The sequence below is a fragment of the Arthrobacter sp. FW306-06-A genome, from assembly GCF_021870055.1.
Taxonomy (GTDB): domain Bacteria; phylum Actinomycetota; class Actinomycetes; order Actinomycetales; family Micrococcaceae; genus Arthrobacter.
Genome location: NZ_CP084552.1, coordinates 61,799 through 78,089, shown reverse-complemented (window position 1 = coordinate 78,089; position 16,291 = coordinate 61,799). Strand labels below are relative to the sequence as shown.

Sequence of the window (16,291 nt, the reverse complement as noted above, 5' to 3'; positions counted from 1 at the left end):
CTGCTCGCCCCAGCTTCACAAGGCCGCCCTGCAACCCGGTCATTTTATCAGCCATACTTACTGCCTCTTCAGGGCCCCGGGGTAGTGTTGCATGCGCAGCCGATATCACCGGCGCATTCCCTCCACCCCCATTGTCTTCCATGGCAGGGCGGGACCCGGCGCACCGTGGCGCACAGAAACATTGCACACCGCTCTCCCAGAGCCAAGTCCCCTGGAGCCGCTCCTTGGCCGTCGCTGACCGCACCCGTCCCCTTCGGCAACCGATCACAGTCCTCACCGCCCTGCGTTCCCCGCGGCAGCTCAGCCGCGAGGTCCTGGCGGGGATGGTCACCACGCTCGCACTGGTTCCGGAAGTCATTTCATTTTCGATCGTGGCCGGTGTCGATCCCATGGTGAGCCTTGTCGCCTCCATCGTGCTGGCCCTGGCCATGTCCATCCTGGGCGGACGCCCTGGTGTGGTGACCGCGGCCGCCGGTTCCGTCGCCCTGGTGATCGCTCCGCTGGTCCACGGGCACGGCGTCGAGTACGTCCTGCCCACAGTGCTCCTTGCCGGCGTGATCCAGGTTGTCTTTGGCCTGGCCGGGCTGGCGAGGCTGATGCGGTTCATTCCACGGTCGGTGATGATCGGGTTCGTCAACGCCCTGGGCGTGCTGATCTTCATGGCGCAGGTGCCCCATGTCCTCAACGTCCCCTGGCTCGCCTACGCCCTGTTCGCCCTGACGTTCGCCATCATCTTCATCCTGCCCCGGTTCACCAAGGTGGTCCCGTCGCCCCTGGTGGCCATCGTCGTCGTCACCGCATTCGTCATCATCGCCGGACTGACCGTGCCGAACGTCTCGGACGAAGGCCCGCTCACGGGCAAGCTGCCCGGGTTCACGGCATTCCTTTTTCCGGTAAACCTTGAGACCTTCCAGCTGGTCCTGCCCACGGCGCTGAGCGTGGCCTTCGTCGGACTCATGGAAACCCTCCTCACGGCGAAGCTCGTGGACGACATCACAGAGACCCCTTCGCACAAGGGCCGCGAGTCCTGGGCACTGGGCGTCTCGAACATCCTTGCCGGCTTCTATGGGGGCATCGCCGGCTGCGCCATGATCGGGCAGACCGTCCTCAACGTGAAGACCGGCCAGGCCCGCACCCGCATTTCGACACTCGTGGCCGGGCTGTTCCTGCTGGCACTGGTGACCGGGCTCAGCTCGATCATGGGCCAGATTCCCATGGTGGCCCTTGCCGCGGTGATGATGGTGGTTGCCGTGACCACCGTCGACTGGCACAGCGTGAAGCCGTCCACCCTGAAGCGGATGCCGGTGCCCGAGACGCTGGTCATGGTGGTCACCGTCGCCGTCGTGGTCTTCACGGGGAACCTGGCCTACGGTGTGCTGGTGGGCGTCATCCTGGCGATGGTGCTGTTCGCCCGCCGGGTGGCCCACGTCATCACGGTGGATCGGACCCTGGCGGACGACGGTGGAACCGTCCGCTACGACGTGGTGGGGCCGCTGTTCTTCGGAAGCAGCAATGACCTGGTGGAGCAGTTCGCGTACGCCGACGATCCCGCCTCGGTGACCATCGACCTCAGCCGCGCGCAGATCTGGGACGCCTCAACCGTCGCCGCGCTCGACTCCATCGAAACCAAGTACGCGGACCACGGAGCCACGGTGGCGATCGAAGGCCTCGACGAACGCAGCACCGGCTTCCACCGACGTCTCACGGGACACCTGGGCGCCTGAGCGGAACCTCACCCCCGGCATGCGGAAGAGGCGGGGCTGCAGACTGCCGCCCCGCCTCGTTTTTCCAGGCGTGCCTAGGAAAAGCGGCCGGGCCGGAACGTCGCCAGCATGGGGTGCTTCCTGCCCATCAGGATCTCACCGGCCAGCAGTTCGCCGGCGATGAGTCCCAAGGTGGCACCGGAGTGCGTAAAGGCGACGAAGCAGCCCGGTACCTGGCCCAGTTCGCCCAGGACCGGCTCGCCGTCGCCCGGGATCGGCTTGTAGCCCATCTTCCAGGAGGCCGGCTTGAGTTCCGGGTTGCCGGCCACCAGCTTGGAGGCCTCGTCGGCCAGTTCCTGCACCACGTCGTCCGGAATGGTGAAGGAGCCGTCCGCGTGCTCAGTGATGTGCTCCTCGTACCAGTCGTGGTCCAGGGCGAACGTGCCGCCCGGGTTGGGCCGCAGCGCGGCCCGGGGGGTGTTCATCACGGCGGTGACCTCGTGCTGCACCTGCTTGGTCACCACCAGCATGGAGACGGGCGAACCGTTGGGAATGTGCACACCCAGGGGTTCGACGACGGCGGGCGTCGCTGCGCCGCAGGCCACCAGAACGGCGTCGGCCGGGTACGTCCCGCCCGCCGCGGTTTCCACCCCGGCGGTCCTGCCACCCTCCACCATGACGGAGGCCTTGCCGGCGTTGAGCACCAGCTCGCCGCCGCGGGCGTGGAACTCCTCCATCAGGAAGTCGATCAGGTCCGGCAGGCTCACCCAGCCTTCGCCGGGGTTGAAGATGGCCTTGTCCGTGACGGCGCTGGAATCGACGCCGGGGGTAGCCGAGGCGATCTCCTCCGAGGCAAGCAGCTTCGAGTCATAGCCAATGGACTTCTCGTAGGCATGCCGCGCCTCCGTGGCGTCGGCCTGGCCGGCCGCGTTCCACATGAGGCCGCCGCCGAACTGGAGCCACTCCCGCTTGGGGTCCGAGGCGAAGAGGGTGCGGTAGCGGTCCACGCCGGCAACACGCAGCTGGTGGTACGGGGTGGACCGTTCGCCGGCGGAGTTGAGCCAGGACAGCGAGCGGCCGCTGGCTTCGCTGGCGAGTCCGCGCTCGGTCAGCAGGATCACGGAGGCGCCTTCGCGGAGCAGGTGCACGGCAGTGGAAACGCCCAGGATGCCGCCGCCGATGATCGCGACGCGCTTGGAAGCTGGAGCAGAGGACATTGGTGTCCCTTTCTGTGGAATTCGTGGTTGGGATGGACGCGAACGGTGCGTCAACGGAACAGAGCGCGGGCAGTCAGGCCAGGGCGTGGATGCCCTCGATGACCTTCAGGACTTCGAGCGGACCGGCGGGATCCACCGGCAGCGGTCCGTTCCCGCGAAGGGCGGCGGCCAGCTGCACGTAGAACTGCGGGTAGTCGCCGCGCTCGGCAGGAACGGGACGCGTTGCTCCATCGACCCCCAAGAGCCCCCAACGCTCCTGGGGATCGATGCCATAGGCCGGGTCCGACGGCGGGATCCCCGCTGCGAGGGCAGGTTCCTGCCCGTCGAGTCCCCATTTGGTGTAGGCGGCCTGCGAGCCAAGGATGTGGAAGCGGGCGCCCGCCTGGGCAGCCATGCCGTTCATCCACAGGCGTGAGCGGACGCCGGATGCGTGCAGCAGGGACACGAAAGCCTCAGTGTCGGCTGCGTCCGGATGCGGGCCGCGGTTGGCGGTCTCGCCGTAGCTCTGATCCACCGGGCCGAACAGCTGGATGGCCTGGTCGATCAGGTGGGCGCCCAGGTCGTGGAGGATCCCGCCGCCTTCGGCCAGGGATACCGTGTCCCGCCAATTTCCAAAGCCTTCCGGCCGCCACCATTCGAAACGTGACTCGAAGCTGCTGACCTGACCCAGCGCTCCGGAGGCCAGGACCTTCCGGAGGGTCAGGAAGTCCGCGTCCCACCGGCGGTTCTGGAACACCGTAAGCCGCACCCCGGCGTCGTCCGCCCTGCTGATCAGTTCCTCCCCCAAGGCGGACGTGGGCACGAAAGGCTTGTCCACCACCACGTGCAGGCCGTGGGCGATGGCCGCTGCCGCCAGCCCGAAGTGGGTGTGCGGCGGGGTGCCCAGGATGACCAAATCCAGGTCGGCGGACAGGACGAAGAGCTCCTCCGGGGTTCCGACAATCCGTGCCTGCGGGTAGAGGCGTGCCGCCTCCGCAGCCCGTTCCGGCTGCGCCGTCACGATCACGTCAAGCGAGAAATCCGGGTTGGCCGCAATCAGCGGCGCGTGGAACACCTTGCCGGAGATCCCAAAGCCGACGACGGCGGTCCGGATGGGTGCCGCTGCAACAGTGCGCATCAGAGCACCTCGGAGAGGAAGCGTTGGAGGCGTTCGCTGCGGGGGTTGTCGAAAAGTTGGGTGGGAGTTCCTGCTTCGACCACTTCGCCTTCATCCATGAAGACCACCTGGTCTGCGACTTTGCGGGCGAATCCCATTTCGTGGGTGACCACGAGCATGGTCATGCCGCGGCGGCCCAGGCCGGCCATGAGGCTCAGGACGCCTTTGACCAGTTCGGGGTCCAGGGCACTGGTGGCTTCGTCGAAGAGCATGACTTCGGGTTCCATGGCCAGGGCCCGGGCGATGGCGACGCGCTGCTGCTGGCCGCCGGAGAGGTCGCGGGGGCGGTGGTCGGCGCGTTCGGCGAGACCTACCTCGGCAAGGCGCTGGCGGGCTTTGGCCATGGCCTGGGCTTTGGGCATCCCCTTGACGGCCCAGAGTGCCAGGGCCACGTTTTCTTCGGCGGTGTGGTCCGGGAAGAGGTTGAAGTGCTGGAAGACCATGCCGATCCGGGTGCGCAGCGTGTCCGGGTTGCTGCCCAGGGTGCTGTCCCCGGCCAGGAGCACATCGCCGCCTTTGGGCTCGTGGAGCCGGTTGATGCCGCGCAGCAGGGTGGACTTGCCGGAGCCGGAGGGGCCGATGATGCAGGTGGTGGTGCCCGGGGCGACCGTGAGGCTGACGTTGCGCAGGACCTCGATGTCGCCGTAGGCCATGGTCAGGTTGCGCAGTTCCAGGGACGAGCCGTGGAACGTTGGGGCTTCCTGGCCGCTGGTGGTGTCTTTGGTGGGGGTGGTCATGTGTTGCTCCCGGTGGTGAGCGGCGAAGCGGAGGCGAGTTCCTTGACTTCCTTCAGCCCGCTGGTGGGCGGTACGGGGCGGCGGCGGCCGGTGCGGAACTTGTTGTCGAAGTAGTTGACCAGGTGGGTCAGCGGGACGGTGATCACCAGGTAGAACAGGCCCGCGGCGACCAGGGGTGAGAGGTTGCCGGAGAGCACGGCGGCGTCCTGGCCCACGCGGAACAGTTCGCGTTCGCTGACCAGCAGGCCCAGGAAGTAGACCAGGGAGGAGTCCTTGACGATGGCGATGAACTGGTTCACCAGGGCCGGGAGGACCCGGCGGACGCCCTGCGGGACCACCACCAGGGCCATGGACTTGGCGTAGCTCATGCCCAGGGCGCGGCAGGCCTCGCCCTGGCCCTTGTCCACGCTAAGGATGCCGGCGCGGAAGATTTCGCCGATGTAGGCGCTGGCGATCAGGCTAAGCGCGATGATGCCGAGTGGGTAGGGGGACGGGCCGAAGATCGACTGGCTCAGGCGTGCGAAGCCCTGGCCGATCAGCAGGATGGTCAGGATGGCCGGCAGGCCACGGAACAGGTCGGTGTAGATCCGGGCCGGGATGCGCAGCCACTTGGACGGTGAGATGCCCATGACGGCCACCACCATTCCCAGCACCGTGCCAAGGACGGTGGCGGCAATGGAAATGATCAGCGTGTTCAGCAGGCCGACCGCCAGCAGTTGGGGCAGGACCTCGGCCATAGCGCCGAAGTCAAAGAAAGTTCGGATGATGGTGTTGAACCAGTCCATGATTGCTCTCAGACGTTGATTGGGTGAAGGTGCCGGGCGCGCCGCGGGCTGCAGCCCGCCCGGCAATGTGCTGAAGCCTTGCTGGCTCCGGCGCCTATGTGCTTACTTGCCTACTTGCTCGGCGTGGGCGACGCGGAGGCGCCCTGTTCGGCCTTGGGCAGGTACTGCTCGGGCATCGGGGAGCCCGGGAACCACTTCTGGTAGAGCTTTTTCCAGGTCCCGTCCTCCATCGCAGCTGCCAGTCCCTTGTTCAGGGCTTCCTTGAAAGCGGTCTTGCCCTTGGCCACGGCGAACCCGGCCGGGGCGTCGAAGGACGGAATGTCCGCGGCGCTGACCAGGCCGTGCTGTTCCTCGTAGGCTTTCGCTGCCTCGTAATCCAGGAAGTGTGCATCCACCGTGCCGCTGTTCACTGCGGCAATGGCGGTGTTGTTGTCCGGGAACCGCACCAGGCTGGCAGAGGTGAAGTTCTTCACCGCGTAGGCTTCCTGCAGCGTGCCCTGCACCACACCCAGGCGTTTGCCGGCCAGGCCGTCCACACCGGTGATGCCGGAATTCTTCGTGGTGATCACCGTCAGGTAGCCGGCCAGGTAGCCGTCGGAAAAGTCCACGGTTTCCTTGCGCTTGTCCGTGATGCCGATCGCGGCCACGCCGGCGTCGAACTGCCCGTTGGCAACTGCGGCAAGGAGGCCGGAGAAGTCCTGTCCGGTGAAGACCACATTGTCCACACCGGCCCGGTGGGCCACATCCTTGAACAGTTCCACGTCGAAGCCGGTGAAGTTACCGGAAGCGTCGGCGAAGGTGTAGGGCTTGGAGTCGCCCAGGCTGGCAACGCGGATGGTGCCGGGCTGGATCAGGCCGTAGGGGTTGTTTTCCGTAGTGGAAGCGGCGGAGGTGGAGCTGCAGCCGGAAAGTGCCAGTACCGCTGCAAGTGCGGCGGCGGCAAATCCGGCCGGTCGGAGGTTCTTTTTCTTCACAGCGTTGTCCAATCGTTGGGAGGGAGGCGGTGCTGTCAGGGCCGCCGAAGAAAGTCGCCGATGCTCTTGTTGAGTCCGGTCTCACACTCTAGGATTGAGACCGGACTCACATCGATGGATAGAAATGTAGCTGAAGTCACAGGGGCCGTCAACAGCCCCTCGAAAGGTGAAGATGAAGGCTGAAGGAGCACGACGGCGGGACGTCACCGTTGCCGACGTCGCCAAGGCTGCCCAGGTGTCCAAGGCCCAGGCCGCGCGGGCACTAGGGAATTACGGGGCCGTCAGCGAGGATGTCCGCGAACGCGTCCTCGCTGCTGCCGAGGCGCTTGCCTACCGGCCTAATGAGCTTGCCCGCAGCATGAACACCGGGAAGTCACACACCATCGGGGTGGTTGTGGGTGATATCGAAAACCCGCACTTTGGCTTGGCCACGCGGGGAATCACGGACACCGCAAAGAAGGCCGGCTACAACGTCATCCTGGTCAACACGGACGAGGACCGGGCTGCCGAAGTGGATGCGGTCCGGGTCCTGCTGGACAAGCGCGTGGACGGTCTCATCGTCGCTCCTGCGTCATCGGTGGACACCGGACACCTCCAGGAAGTGCACCGGTCGGGACGGCCCTTGGTCTTCATTGACCGCACGGCCGGTGACATGCCGGTGGAGACCATGGCCGTGGACATGGCACGGATTTCCCGGGAAGCCACCCAGTACCTGCTGGATGCCGGGCACCGCCGCATCGCCTTTATTTCAACGCTGACGACAGACGCTCCCTACACGGCCGGGATGGCGCTTGGGTCTTCCCAGATCGCTGACCGCATCGAGGGCATGCGGGAGGCTTACCTTGACTCCGGGCTGGATTTTCCGGAGGACCTGGTCCGGCTGAATGCAGGCGACGAAGACTCCATTCGGAGCATTACGCGTGAGGTGCTGCGGGGGCCGGACCGGGCCACCGCCGTGGTGGCGTCCGACGGTCTGATCGCCCTGAGCGTGGTGGAGGCCATCCAGGAACTGGGCCTGTCCTTTCCGGGCGACGTGTCATTCCTGATGTACGACGACTTTGCGTGGACCAGGCTCACAAGCCCGCCCCTGACCGTCATCGCCCAGCCGGTCTACAACATGGGGGTGGCAGCAGCCAAGGCACTGATTCGGCAGATGGAGGGGCTGCCTTCCGCCGCCCCCGCGCAGTTCACGGCCACCCTGGTGCGGCGGGGGTCGGTGGGGCCGTGCCCGGAAAGGTCGGCGAACGAGCCGGAGCTGGAAGCTGTGGATCGTTAGCTCCGCGATCCACAGCTTCCTCTTGTTGTTTCAGTCAGCCCCGGCGGGCGGGCTTGTCGAAGCGCCACCCCTCTGACCTGAGTTCGGGAATGATCTGGTCGACGGCGTCGACTGTTTGGCTCCTATCGCCGCCGCCGTCATGCACGAGGACTACCGCCCCGGGGGTGATGCCCTCCCGGAGGCGGCGGACCAGTTCCGGCGTTCCCGGCGGCTCCCAATCTCCGATGGCCAGGCGCCACCCGAGAGGCTGCATCCCCATGTCAGCGGCTACCTCCGGCGTCTGTCCCCAGCTGCCGTAAGGGGCCCGGAAATAGTTGATGGTGGCATCCGGAACGGCCTCGCGGATGACGGCACTTGTCGCTTCCAGGTCCGCCCTGATCGCCTCGGGGCTCCACGTGGACATGTCGTCGTGGTGCATGGTGTGGTTGCAGAGCGTATGCCCGGCGTCAGCTATCTGCCGGACGATTTCAGGGTGCTGCTTCACGTGGTCACCCCAAAGGCAAAAGGTCGCCTTCACGTGGTGCTTCTCCAGCACGGCAAGCAGCTTGGGTGTGTTGACAGGATCGGGGCCGTCGTCGAAGGTCAGGCTCAGGTAATTGCCGTCGTGCCGGGTGGAGTCGACAACGGCCGGCGTTGCCTGGTCCGCAAGGGCAGGAGCCGCAGTTGCAAGCCCCGCCGGAACAGCGGCGGCTGCCGCCAGGGCGATGGCAGCCAGGGGCAGCACAGTCTTTGGCATCAGATCGAGACGTCGTGGTGGCATCTTCATTGCTACCTCTTCAGGTCACAGGAACTTCCGGAAACTTCCGGAATGCGAACAGCGTAGGGAGCTGTCCGGAGCCACGTCAAGGGTTATTGGGGGAACTGAGCCGAAGAGGAGAAATCACTGCCGGCGTGGCGGCGCCGTGCTCTCCCGTGGGACGAGCCTCGTGGCCAACTCCACGCGTGGACTCTCCACGCCTTCACCCTGCAGCATCCTGAGGATGGTGCGCGCGGCGAGCTTGCCCATTTCTGCCAGCGGTTGCCGCACGGTCGTCAGCGGCGGAGAGGCCCAGCGGGCTTCCGGAAGGTCATCGAAGCCCACCACACTGATGTCTTCCGGCACGCGGAGCCCGTTTTTGCGGACCGCCTCATACACACCCAAGGCCATCTGGTCACTCGCAGCGAACACGGCAGAGGGCCGGTCGGCCAATTCAAGGAGCCTGCAGCCAGCGCGGAAACCCGACTCGTAATCGAAGTCCCCCTCCACTACAAGGGCAGGATCAAAGGCAATGTCGGCAGCATCAAGGCCTGCCCTGTAGCCGTCCAGCCGGGCCCGGCTGCACCACAAGCCCGGCACACCGGCCACGAAGCCGATCCGCCGGTGGCCCAGACCGGTGAGATGCTCGGTGGCACCGACAGCCCCCATCCAGTTGGTTGCGCCGATTGTGGGCACCTCCAGGTCAGGGACGCCGGCAGGATCGACCACCACAACGGGCACGTCCAGGCGCTGCAGTTCCGCTTGCAGGAAGGGATCGAGGTCGGTAGTGACGAGTATGGCACCGTCGGTCGCCCTGGCGCTGAGGTTGTCCAGCCATTGCCGCGTGGACGTTGTGCCTGCCCTGCGGTGGATGGCCGACACCACCGTGGATGCGCCGGCTTCATTGGAAGCTTCCTCCACACCACGGATGATTTCAACGGCCCAGGGGCTGTCCAGATCGTTGAAGACAAGGTCGATAAGGCCCGACCGTACCTCCGGACGGACGCCCCTCCGCTTGTAACCGTGGTCGCGCAACAAGTTTTCCACCCGTTCGCGGGTACGTGGCGAAACGTCTCCACGCCCGTTCAGCACGCGGGAAACGGTGGGTACCGAGACGCCGGCTTCCGCCGCGATCGCGGAAATTGTGACTGCCGGGCGTTGGGTCTCGCGCACGCATTTCCTCCTGCTTTCGCTGCAAGTATAGGCCTTCACACATACGCGGATCCGAAACTTTCTGCGAAAACCCTTGACGCAGCGCTGGGAAGATTCCTAAGTTACAACGACGCGGTTCCGGAATTTTCCGGAACCGCGGGTCGGCTTCCCCACCCGATCCACTCGTACCTCAAAGGAGAGCTCTCAATGAAGGTTGCCAAGACTCTCGCCGCTGCAGTGCTTGCCTCGGCGTTCGCCCTTCCCACGGCACTACCTGCCCTGGCCGGCGGGAACGACACCCCGCAGCCGCCGGGACTGGCCAAGCAGGACACCCTGCGCTGGGCCGCGCCAAAGGATTTGCGCATCGGTACCGCCGTCGCCGGCGGCGGCCACCACGAGACCATGCCGTACCCCAATCCCTTCACCTTCGACCAGCAGTACCGCAGCGTCCTGGCCTCCGAGTTCAGCTCGGTCTCACCGGAAAACCAGGCAAAGTGGGAATTCATCCACCCGCAGCGGGACCAGTACCGTTTCGCAGAGATGGACGCGATTGTGGAATTCGCCCAACAGCATGGGCAGGTGGTCCGGGGCCACACGTTGTTCTGGCACAGCCAGAACCCGGCCTGGCTGGAGCAGGGCAACTTCAGCAAGGAGGAACTCCGATCCATCCTTAAGGACCACATCACCACTGTTGTTGGCCGCTATGCGGGCAAGATCCAGCAGTGGGACGTCGCCAACGAGATATTGAACGGTGACGGCACGTTGCGGACCTCGGACAACATCTGGATCCGCGAACTTGGCCCGGAGATCATCGCCGACGCCTTCCGGTGGGCGCATGAGGCTGATCCCGCCGCCAAACTTTTCTTCAACGATTACGGCGTAGAAAGCATCAACCCGAAAAGCACCGCGTATGTGGCCCTCATCTCCAGGCTCCTCGCAGAGGGCGTGCACGTGGATGGCTTCGCGGTCCAGGGCCACCTCAGCACGCAGTACGGCTTCCCGGGTGACCTGAAGGCGAACCTCCAGCGCTTCGATGACCTCGGCCTGGAGACGGCTGTGACGGAAATCGATGTCCGCATGAACATCGCTGCCGGGACCAAGCCCACGGAGGCGCAGCTGGCAAAGCAGGCAAGCTACTACCAGCAGGCGCTCGAAGCATGCCTCAATGTCGAAGACTGCAAGTCCTTCACAATTTGGGGCTTCAACGACAAGTACTCGTGGGTTCCCGTCTTCTTCAGCGGTCAGGGCGAAGCTACGGTGATGTGGGAGGACTACACGCGCAAGCCCTCGTACTACGCACTGCAGTCCGCCCTTCTTCAGGCGAACCCCGGCGGCGGCGCCCGCGACGCCCACCACCCCGCCTACCAGCAGTAGCGATTCCCGGAAGAGCTGGAGCGGTCTGGGAACACCTGTTTCCAGACCGCTCTGCTGTTCCTGTTACCAAGCTTCCGAAGCCGGTGGCGGTAACTCTCGAATCCCTGAAAGGAAACCCCGTGGAAACGATGCAGTCCCTCATTGTCGAGGCCACCACCGGCTCGGAGCTTGATGAAAAGCTCAACGCCTCGATCCAACGGCTCCAGGGCCTGGCCCAGCAGGCCCCGGTTCGGGGCATCCTCGTGACCCACCAGGGACCGGGCCGCTACTCAGTCAAACTGAGCGACCACGTCCCGTACGGCGAGACGTGGGAAACGGTTCAGTTTGTTTCCCACGAGGCAGAACGGCCCACCCGTTGCGAGGACAGGTAGCCCGCCTCCTGCAACGGTTATCGATGCCCGCCAATGGCGGGGCCCGCGGCTGCAGTGGCCAGGTTGAAGTAGGAGCGGGCATCCGGCGGGCGGATGTCAGCGACCGCATCAGTGAAGATCCTCATCGGATGCGGCGTGTACGGATGCTCGGCGATGGCGTCCAAGTCCAATTCGATGCCCAAGCCCACGCCCTCGGGGATGAGAACATCACCCTCGTCCGTCAGTTGGAGGCGCTCATTCGAGATCTCGCTGCGCCAAGGCACGTCCGTCGCCATGATCTCCAGGTAGCGGAAGTTGGGCAGGGTGGCGCCCAGTTGCAGGGTCGCCGCAGTACTGAGCGGGCCGCTGGGGTTATGCGGTGCGAACGGAACGTAATGGGCGGCCGCGAGGGTGGAAATGAACGAAAGTTCCAGGAGGCCCCCGGCGTGGGTGACGTCGGGCTGGACGTAGTCAACGGCGTTGCGGGCCAGGGCAGGGATGAAAGTATTGCGTCCCATCCACCGCTCTCCCGCTGCAATGGGGACGGGGGATTTGCTGCGAACCTCAATAAGCGCATCGATCCCATCAGGCGGGCACGGCTCTTCGAAGAACACCGGCTGGAACTGCTCGATTTCGCGTGCCACCCGGATCGCTGTGGGCACATCGAACCGGCCGTGTCCTTCAATGAAGAGTTCAACATCATCACCGACCGCCTCCCGGACAGCGGCGACGGGTTCGAGCATGCGCCGCAGGTCCCGTGGCTCCAGGATGAGGTCGGCCGCCTCGAAGGGGTCCCATTTGAGTCCCCGGAAGCCTTGCGCAACTGTCTGGACGGCCGCCTGGGCAAAATCTTCAGGGGTTTTGGCGCCGGAAAACCAACCGTTGGCGTAAGCGCGGACCCGGTCACGGACCTGTCCGCCCAGCATGCGGTGGACTGGCACATCCAAGGCGCGGGCTGAGACGTCCCACATCGCCATTTCAAGGGCACTTAGCGCGGTCATCGATACAGGTCCGCCGCGCCAGTAGGCATCCCGGTTGAGTTCGTAGACCGTCTGGCTGATCCGCGTTGGGTCCTTGCCCCGGACCGCGTCGGCCAGGACCGCCACGGCTCCCCGGACTGCATGTTCCTGGCCCTCGAGGGTGGCCTCCGCTACCCCGGTAAGGCCCTCATCGGTGCTCAGCCGGACGAAGACCAGGTTGGTCCGGTAAAAGTCCACGACCACAGTGTCGAGGTTGGTGATTTTCATACGTCCGCGTCTTTCGTTGGAGGCAGGGGCTCAGTGGGTGCAGTCAGGCCGCCGGCGGGGCGGTGGATTCGCGGACGATTACTTGGGTGGCCAGCTCCACGCGGTGGGAATCCAGCACCTCGCCCTGGGCCTGGCGCAGGAGTGACCTCAGTGCGGCCCTGCCCATCTCTTCAAGGGGCTGGGCCACCGAACTCAACGAGGGGACGGACTGCTCGCCCTGGTTCGTGCCGTCAAAACCGATGAGGCTCATGTCCTCCGGAACCCTGATCCCGTGGTGCCGCGCCTCGCTGAGGACACCCAGGGCAATGGAGTCGCTGCCGGCAAAGATGGCCGTTGGGAGGGCGTCCAGCTTCAACAGCTCTTTGAATCCGTTAACTCCGCCCTCGGTGCGGAAATGGCCTCCGGACACCACGTACTGAGGGTCCACCGCGATGCCTTGCGCCATCAGGGCAGCCATGTACCCATGCAGCCGCGCCTGATTGCACTCCGAGCCCTCGATCCCGCCGATGTAGGCGATGCGGCGGTGACCCAGTTCCAGCAGGTGTTCGGTGGCCGCCTTGCCGCCGGCCCAGTTGGTCGCGCCAACACTGACCACGTCCGCGGAGGGCGGGTTGAGCGGGTCGATCACCACAACCGGGATCTGGCGCCGGCGGAAGGCATGCAGTTGTGCCTCGCTGAATGCCGAGGTCACCACGATCATCCCCGCCCTGCCCTCTTCGAGCATGCGCTGGGCCCGGCGTTCCGGGGTCTGCCGGCCAGGAGTTGACCTGCCTGTCACGCTCACCAGGATTTCGACGTCGGCGCCGGCGGCGAACTGCAGGATGCCGTTCAGGACCTGGATGGTGTAGGCGGAATCGAGCACGTCGATCACCACTTCGACCACGGTCCCGCTTTCCGCAGCCGCCCGGCGCTGCACCGGCGACTGGTAACCCGCCTGCTCAAGCACGGCAAGGATCCGCGCCCTGGTTTCAGGTGCTACATCGTCACGGCCATTGACCACCTTGGAGACAGTGGGCGCTGAGACTCCTGCTTGCCTGGCCACGGTTGCGAGCGTGGGTTTGGTCCGCTCCGGCAATTTGGTCGTCATGGGTTCGCAATCTTTCGAAGGGTGGAGGTTCATTTATTCTGAGGACCGTGCACTTCATCCGTCAAGGATTGGTCAAATTAGGCTCATTTTTCAAAAATATCCTCTACGATCCCTTGACTACGGGGATATTTGAAGCTTTAGTTTACAGCGTGACTTATATCACCGTTCGAAATCTTTCGAACGAATGTCGGAGCTGACGCCCCGTACCTCGACAGCAAATTCACAATGGAGAAGCAATGAAGCAACCCCAGACCTCACGGCGATCCTTCCTCGCCCTCGCTGCCCTTACTCCCTTTGCCGTTGCCGCAACCTCTGCCTGCGGCACGTCGGGTCCGGGTGCCTCCAGCGGCGGAGGAGGAGCCAGCATGTGGTACCTGTCCGGCGAGCCGAACCAGACCACCATGCAGAAGGCCGTGGATGCCTTCAACTCGGCGAACCCCGCCGACAAGATCTCAGTCACTTACTTCCAGAACGACGCCTACAAGACCAAGATCAAGACCGCGATCGGCGCCAACCAAGCCCCCACCATCATCTACGGCTGGGGCGGCGGCGGGTTGAAGACCTATGCGGAGGCAAACCAGGTTGAAGACCTGACCGGCTGGTTCGACCAGAACCCGGACCTGAAGAAGAAGTTCTTCCCGTCCGTGTTCGGTGCAGCCACGGTCAACGGCAAGATCTACGCCCTGCCCAACCAGTATGTTGCCCCGATCGTCCTGTTTTACAACAAGGAACTCTTCCAGAAGGCAGGCGTCCAGCCGCCCAAGACCTGGGACGACATCATGTCGTTGGTCAAGACCTTCAACGGCATGGGGGTGGCACCTTTCTCCTTGGGAGGCCAGTCTCGCTGGACCTCGATGATGTGGCTTGAGTACCTCCTGGACCGCATCGGCGGCCCCGAGGTGTTCAAAGCCATTTTCGAAGGCAAGCCCAATGCCTGGATGGATCCCGCCGTCATCGAGACCGGCACCAAGATCCAGGAACTGGTCTCTGCTGATGGCTTCATCAAGGGCTTCTCCTCCATCACGGCAGACTCGCAGGCGGACCAGGCCCTGCTGTTCTCCGGCAAGGCAGCCATGATGCTGCACGGTTCCTGGACGTACGGGGCCATGAAGAAGGCGGGCCAGAACTTCGTCCAAAGCGGAAAACTGGGCTTTGTCCCCTTCCCCACCGTTGCCGGCGGGAAGGGAGACCCGAAGAACGGCGTGGGCAACCCTGCCGCCTACATGTCCATCTCGTCGAAGGCCAGCGACAAGGAAAAGGAGTCCGCCAAGAAGTTCTTCAAGGACGGAATCCTGACCGACACCGTGATCGATGCCTACATCAACTCGGGTTCGGTGCCCATTGTCAACGGCATTGAAGACAAGCTGAACACCTCCGAGGACAAAGAGTTCCTGAACTTCGTCTATGACATGGCCAAGAACGCCCCGAGCTTCCAGCAGTCCTGGGACCAGGCACTTAGCCCCACCGCAGCTGAAGCCCTGCTGAACAACATCGACCAGCTGTTCCTGAAGTCCATCACGCCGCAGCAGTTCGCCGAGAATATGAACGGCACCCTCGGGAAATGAGTAACGCCGTCTCCACCGCCCCGGGGCGCGCCGCCGGCGTCAAGGATTCAAAGCACACGGAACAGCGCAAGGCCGCCCTGGCGTGGCTGACGGTGCCTGCACTGTTCTTCTTCCTGGTGTTCGCGGTCATCCCGCTGGCCGGTGTGCTCATCCTCAGCTTCGCCAGCTGGGACGGCATCGGTGCCATCGGGGCGGCGGGCCTGGACAACTGGCTTTCCGTGCTGGCGGATCCGGGGCTGTACAACGCCCTGGGCCTGACCTTCCTCATCATGATCGTCTCGTGGCTTGTGCAGACTCCCATCAGCCTTCTTCTGGGGGTCTTTACGGCAGGAAGCCAGCGCTACCGGGCAGTCCTGGCTGTCTTGTACTTCCTGCCGCTGCTGCTGTCCTCGGCCGCCGTCGCCATCGCCTTCAAAGCACTGCTGGACCCGAACTTCGGCCTGGCGACCGGCTTGGGCCTGCCGTTCCTTGCCCAGGACTGGCTGGGTGTCCCGCAGTTGGCCCTCGGCCTGGTCATCTTCGTCATCGCCTGGCAGTTCGTGCCGTTCCACACGCTCATCTACCAAGGCGGCGTGCGGCAGATCCCGAAGTCACTGTACGAGGCGGCCCAGATCGACGGGGCCGGGACCATCAAGCAGTTCTTCCACATCACCCTTCCGCAGTTGAAGTACACGATCATCACCTCCTCCACGCTGATGGTGGTGGGTTCACTGACCTACTTCGACCTGATCTTCGTCCTCACCGGCGGCGGGCCCGGAAACTCCACCCGCATCCTGGCCCTGGACATGTACCTCCGCGGCTTCCGGGCCAACCTCATGGGTCCGGCCAGCGTCATCGCCGTCATTCTCGTCATCATCGGCCTTGCACTCGCTTTGTTCCTCCAGCGCCTTGGGGGCAAGGACAAGCAAGGCAGCCAATTGGAAGGTTTGTAG

General features: G+C 64.6%; 15 protein-coding genes. 6 read left to right on the top strand and 9 right to left on the bottom strand.

Annotated features, from left to right (window positions below; translation table 11 throughout):
• The first annotated feature begins 140 nt into the window (after nucleotides 1-140).
• On the top strand, nucleotides 141-1,724 hold the full coding sequence (locus LFT49_RS00395) for a SulP family inorganic anion transporter (RefSeq protein WP_442863721.1): 1,584 nt from the start codon (nucleotides 141-143) through the stop codon (nucleotides 1,722-1,724).
• Between the two features lie 74 nt (nucleotides 1,725-1,798).
• Here the strand turns inward: LFT49_RS00395 and LFT49_RS00390 are convergent, their stop codons facing one another.
• The 5 genes from LFT49_RS00390 to LFT49_RS00370 form a co-directional block, all read right to left on the bottom strand.
• Nucleotides 1,799-2,920 carry an NAD(P)/FAD-dependent oxidoreductase gene (locus tag LFT49_RS00390; protein WP_237429370.1) on the bottom strand — a complete coding sequence of 374 codons (1,122 nt, stop codon included), beginning with the start codon at nucleotides 2,918-2,920 and terminating at the stop codon, nucleotides 1,799-1,801.
• A 73-nt stretch (nucleotides 2,921-2,993) separates the two neighbouring features.
• Nucleotides 2,994-4,037 (bottom strand): Gfo/Idh/MocA family protein, encoded by a 1,044-nt coding sequence (locus tag LFT49_RS00385; protein ID WP_236820903.1) that lies wholly within the window; start codon nucleotides 4,035-4,037, stop codon nucleotides 2,994-2,996.
• Nucleotides 4,037-4,813 (bottom strand): amino acid ABC transporter ATP-binding protein, encoded by a 777-nt coding sequence (locus LFT49_RS00380; RefSeq protein ID WP_272912535.1) that lies wholly within the window; start codon nucleotides 4,811-4,813, stop codon nucleotides 4,037-4,039. Before LFT49_RS00380 ends, LFT49_RS00385 begins: the two co-directional genes overlap by 1 nt.
• Nucleotides 4,810-5,598 (bottom strand): amino acid ABC transporter permease, encoded by a 789-nt coding sequence (locus tag LFT49_RS00375; RefSeq protein ID WP_236820902.1) that lies wholly within the window; start codon nucleotides 5,596-5,598, stop codon nucleotides 4,810-4,812. The genes LFT49_RS00380 and LFT49_RS00375 overlap by 4 nt, the downstream gene beginning before the upstream one ends.
• A 110-nt stretch (nucleotides 5,599-5,708) precedes the next feature.
• Complete coding sequence (locus tag LFT49_RS00370; protein ID WP_236820901.1) at nucleotides 5,709-6,572, bottom strand: ABC transporter substrate-binding protein; 864 nt, start codon at nucleotides 6,570-6,572, stop codon at nucleotides 5,709-5,711.
• A gap of 172 nt (nucleotides 6,573-6,744) precedes the next feature.
• On the opposite strand from LFT49_RS00370, the gene LFT49_RS00365 reads away from it, so the two are divergent.
• A complete protein-coding gene (locus tag LFT49_RS00365; protein WP_237429369.1) occupies nucleotides 6,745-7,848 on the top strand; it encodes a LacI family DNA-binding transcriptional regulator in 1,104 nt (367 codons plus the stop codon).
• 34 nt (nucleotides 7,849-7,882) lie between these two features.
• Here the strand turns inward: LFT49_RS00365 and LFT49_RS00360 are convergent, their stop codons facing one another.
• Entirely contained in the window at nucleotides 7,883-8,584 is a 702-nt protein-coding gene (locus LFT49_RS00360; protein WP_237429368.1) for a polysaccharide deacetylase family protein, read from the bottom strand.
• A 144-nt stretch (nucleotides 8,585-8,728) separates the two neighbouring features.
• Complete coding sequence (locus LFT49_RS00355; protein WP_236800447.1) at nucleotides 8,729-9,757, bottom strand: LacI family DNA-binding transcriptional regulator; 1,029 nt, start codon at nucleotides 9,755-9,757, stop codon at nucleotides 8,729-8,731.
• 186 nt (nucleotides 9,758-9,943) lie between these two features.
• On the opposite strand from LFT49_RS00355, the gene LFT49_RS00350 reads away from it, so the two are divergent.
• Both LFT49_RS00350 and LFT49_RS00345 read left to right on the top strand, forming a co-directional pair.
• Nucleotides 9,944-11,110 (top strand): endo-1,4-beta-xylanase, encoded by a 1,167-nt coding sequence (locus LFT49_RS00350; protein ID WP_237429367.1) that lies wholly within the window; start codon nucleotides 9,944-9,946, stop codon nucleotides 11,108-11,110.
• Between the two features lie 119 nt (nucleotides 11,111-11,229).
• A complete protein-coding gene (locus LFT49_RS00345) occupies nucleotides 11,230-11,481 on the top strand; it encodes a hypothetical protein (RefSeq protein ID WP_237429366.1) in 252 nt (83 codons plus the stop codon).
• Between the two features lie 17 nt (nucleotides 11,482-11,498).
• Here LFT49_RS00345 and LFT49_RS00340 read toward each other — a convergent pair whose 3' ends face one another.
• Both LFT49_RS00340 and LFT49_RS00335 read right to left on the bottom strand, forming a co-directional pair.
• The gene (locus LFT49_RS00340) at nucleotides 11,499-12,707 is read right to left on the bottom strand and encodes a mandelate racemase/muconate lactonizing enzyme family protein (RefSeq protein ID WP_237429365.1); all 1,209 of its coding nucleotides are present in this window, start codon (nucleotides 12,705-12,707) and stop codon (nucleotides 11,499-11,501) included.
• Nucleotides 12,708-12,750: 43 nt separating this feature from the next.
• Nucleotides 12,751-13,794, bottom strand: a complete 1,044-nt coding sequence (locus LFT49_RS00335) for a LacI family DNA-binding transcriptional regulator (protein WP_237429364.1) — start codon at nucleotides 13,792-13,794, stop codon at nucleotides 12,751-12,753.
• A gap of 236 nt (nucleotides 13,795-14,030) precedes the next feature.
• Between LFT49_RS00335 and LFT49_RS00330 the strand changes: the two genes are divergently transcribed.
• A complete protein-coding gene (locus tag LFT49_RS00330; protein WP_237429363.1) occupies nucleotides 14,031-15,359 on the top strand; it encodes an extracellular solute-binding protein in 1,329 nt (442 codons plus the stop codon).
• A complete protein-coding gene (locus LFT49_RS00325; RefSeq protein ID WP_237429362.1) occupies nucleotides 15,356-16,291 on the top strand; it encodes a carbohydrate ABC transporter permease in 936 nt (311 codons plus the stop codon). Before LFT49_RS00330 ends, LFT49_RS00325 begins: the two co-directional genes overlap by 4 nt.

Bases quoted from the DNA above. Each gene is read 5' to 3' on its own strand.
- LFT49_RS00395 (WP_442863721.1), top strand. From the start codon at position 141: ATGGCAGGGCGGGACCCGGCGCACCGTGGCGCACAGAAACATTGCACA.
- LFT49_RS00390 (WP_237429370.1), bottom strand. From the start codon at position 2,920: ATGTCCTCTGCTCCAGCTTCCAAGCGCGTCGCGATCATCGGCGGCGGC.
- LFT49_RS00385 (WP_236820903.1), bottom strand. From the start codon at position 4,037: ATGCGCACTGTTGCAGCGGCACCCATCCGGACCGCCGTCGTCGGCTTT.
- LFT49_RS00380 (WP_272912535.1), bottom strand. From the start codon at position 4,813: ATGACCACCCCCACCAAAGACACCACCAGCGGCCAGGAAGCCCCAACG.
- LFT49_RS00375 (WP_236820902.1), bottom strand. From the start codon at position 5,598: ATGGACTGGTTCAACACCATCATCCGAACTTTCTTTGACTTCGGCGCT.
- LFT49_RS00365 (WP_237429369.1), top strand. From the start codon at position 6,745: ATGAAGGCTGAAGGAGCACGACGGCGGGACGTCACCGTTGCCGACGTC.
- LFT49_RS00360 (WP_237429368.1), bottom strand. From the start codon at position 8,584: ATGCCAAAGACTGTGCTGCCCCTGGCTGCCATCGCCCTGGCGGCAGCC.
- LFT49_RS00350 (WP_237429367.1), top strand. From the start codon at position 9,944: ATGAAGGTTGCCAAGACTCTCGCCGCTGCAGTGCTTGCCTCGGCGTTC.
- LFT49_RS00340 (WP_237429365.1), bottom strand. From the start codon at position 12,707: ATGAAAATCACCAACCTCGACACTGTGGTCGTGGACTTTTACCGGACC.
- LFT49_RS00335 (WP_237429364.1), bottom strand. From the start codon at position 13,794: ATGACGACCAAATTGCCGGAGCGGACCAAACCCACGCTCGCAACCGTG.
- LFT49_RS00330 (WP_237429363.1), top strand. From the start codon at position 14,031: ATGAAGCAACCCCAGACCTCACGGCGATCCTTCCTCGCCCTCGCTGCC.
- LFT49_RS00325 (WP_237429362.1), top strand. From the start codon at position 15,356: ATGAGTAACGCCGTCTCCACCGCCCCGGGGCGCGCCGCCGGCGTCAAG.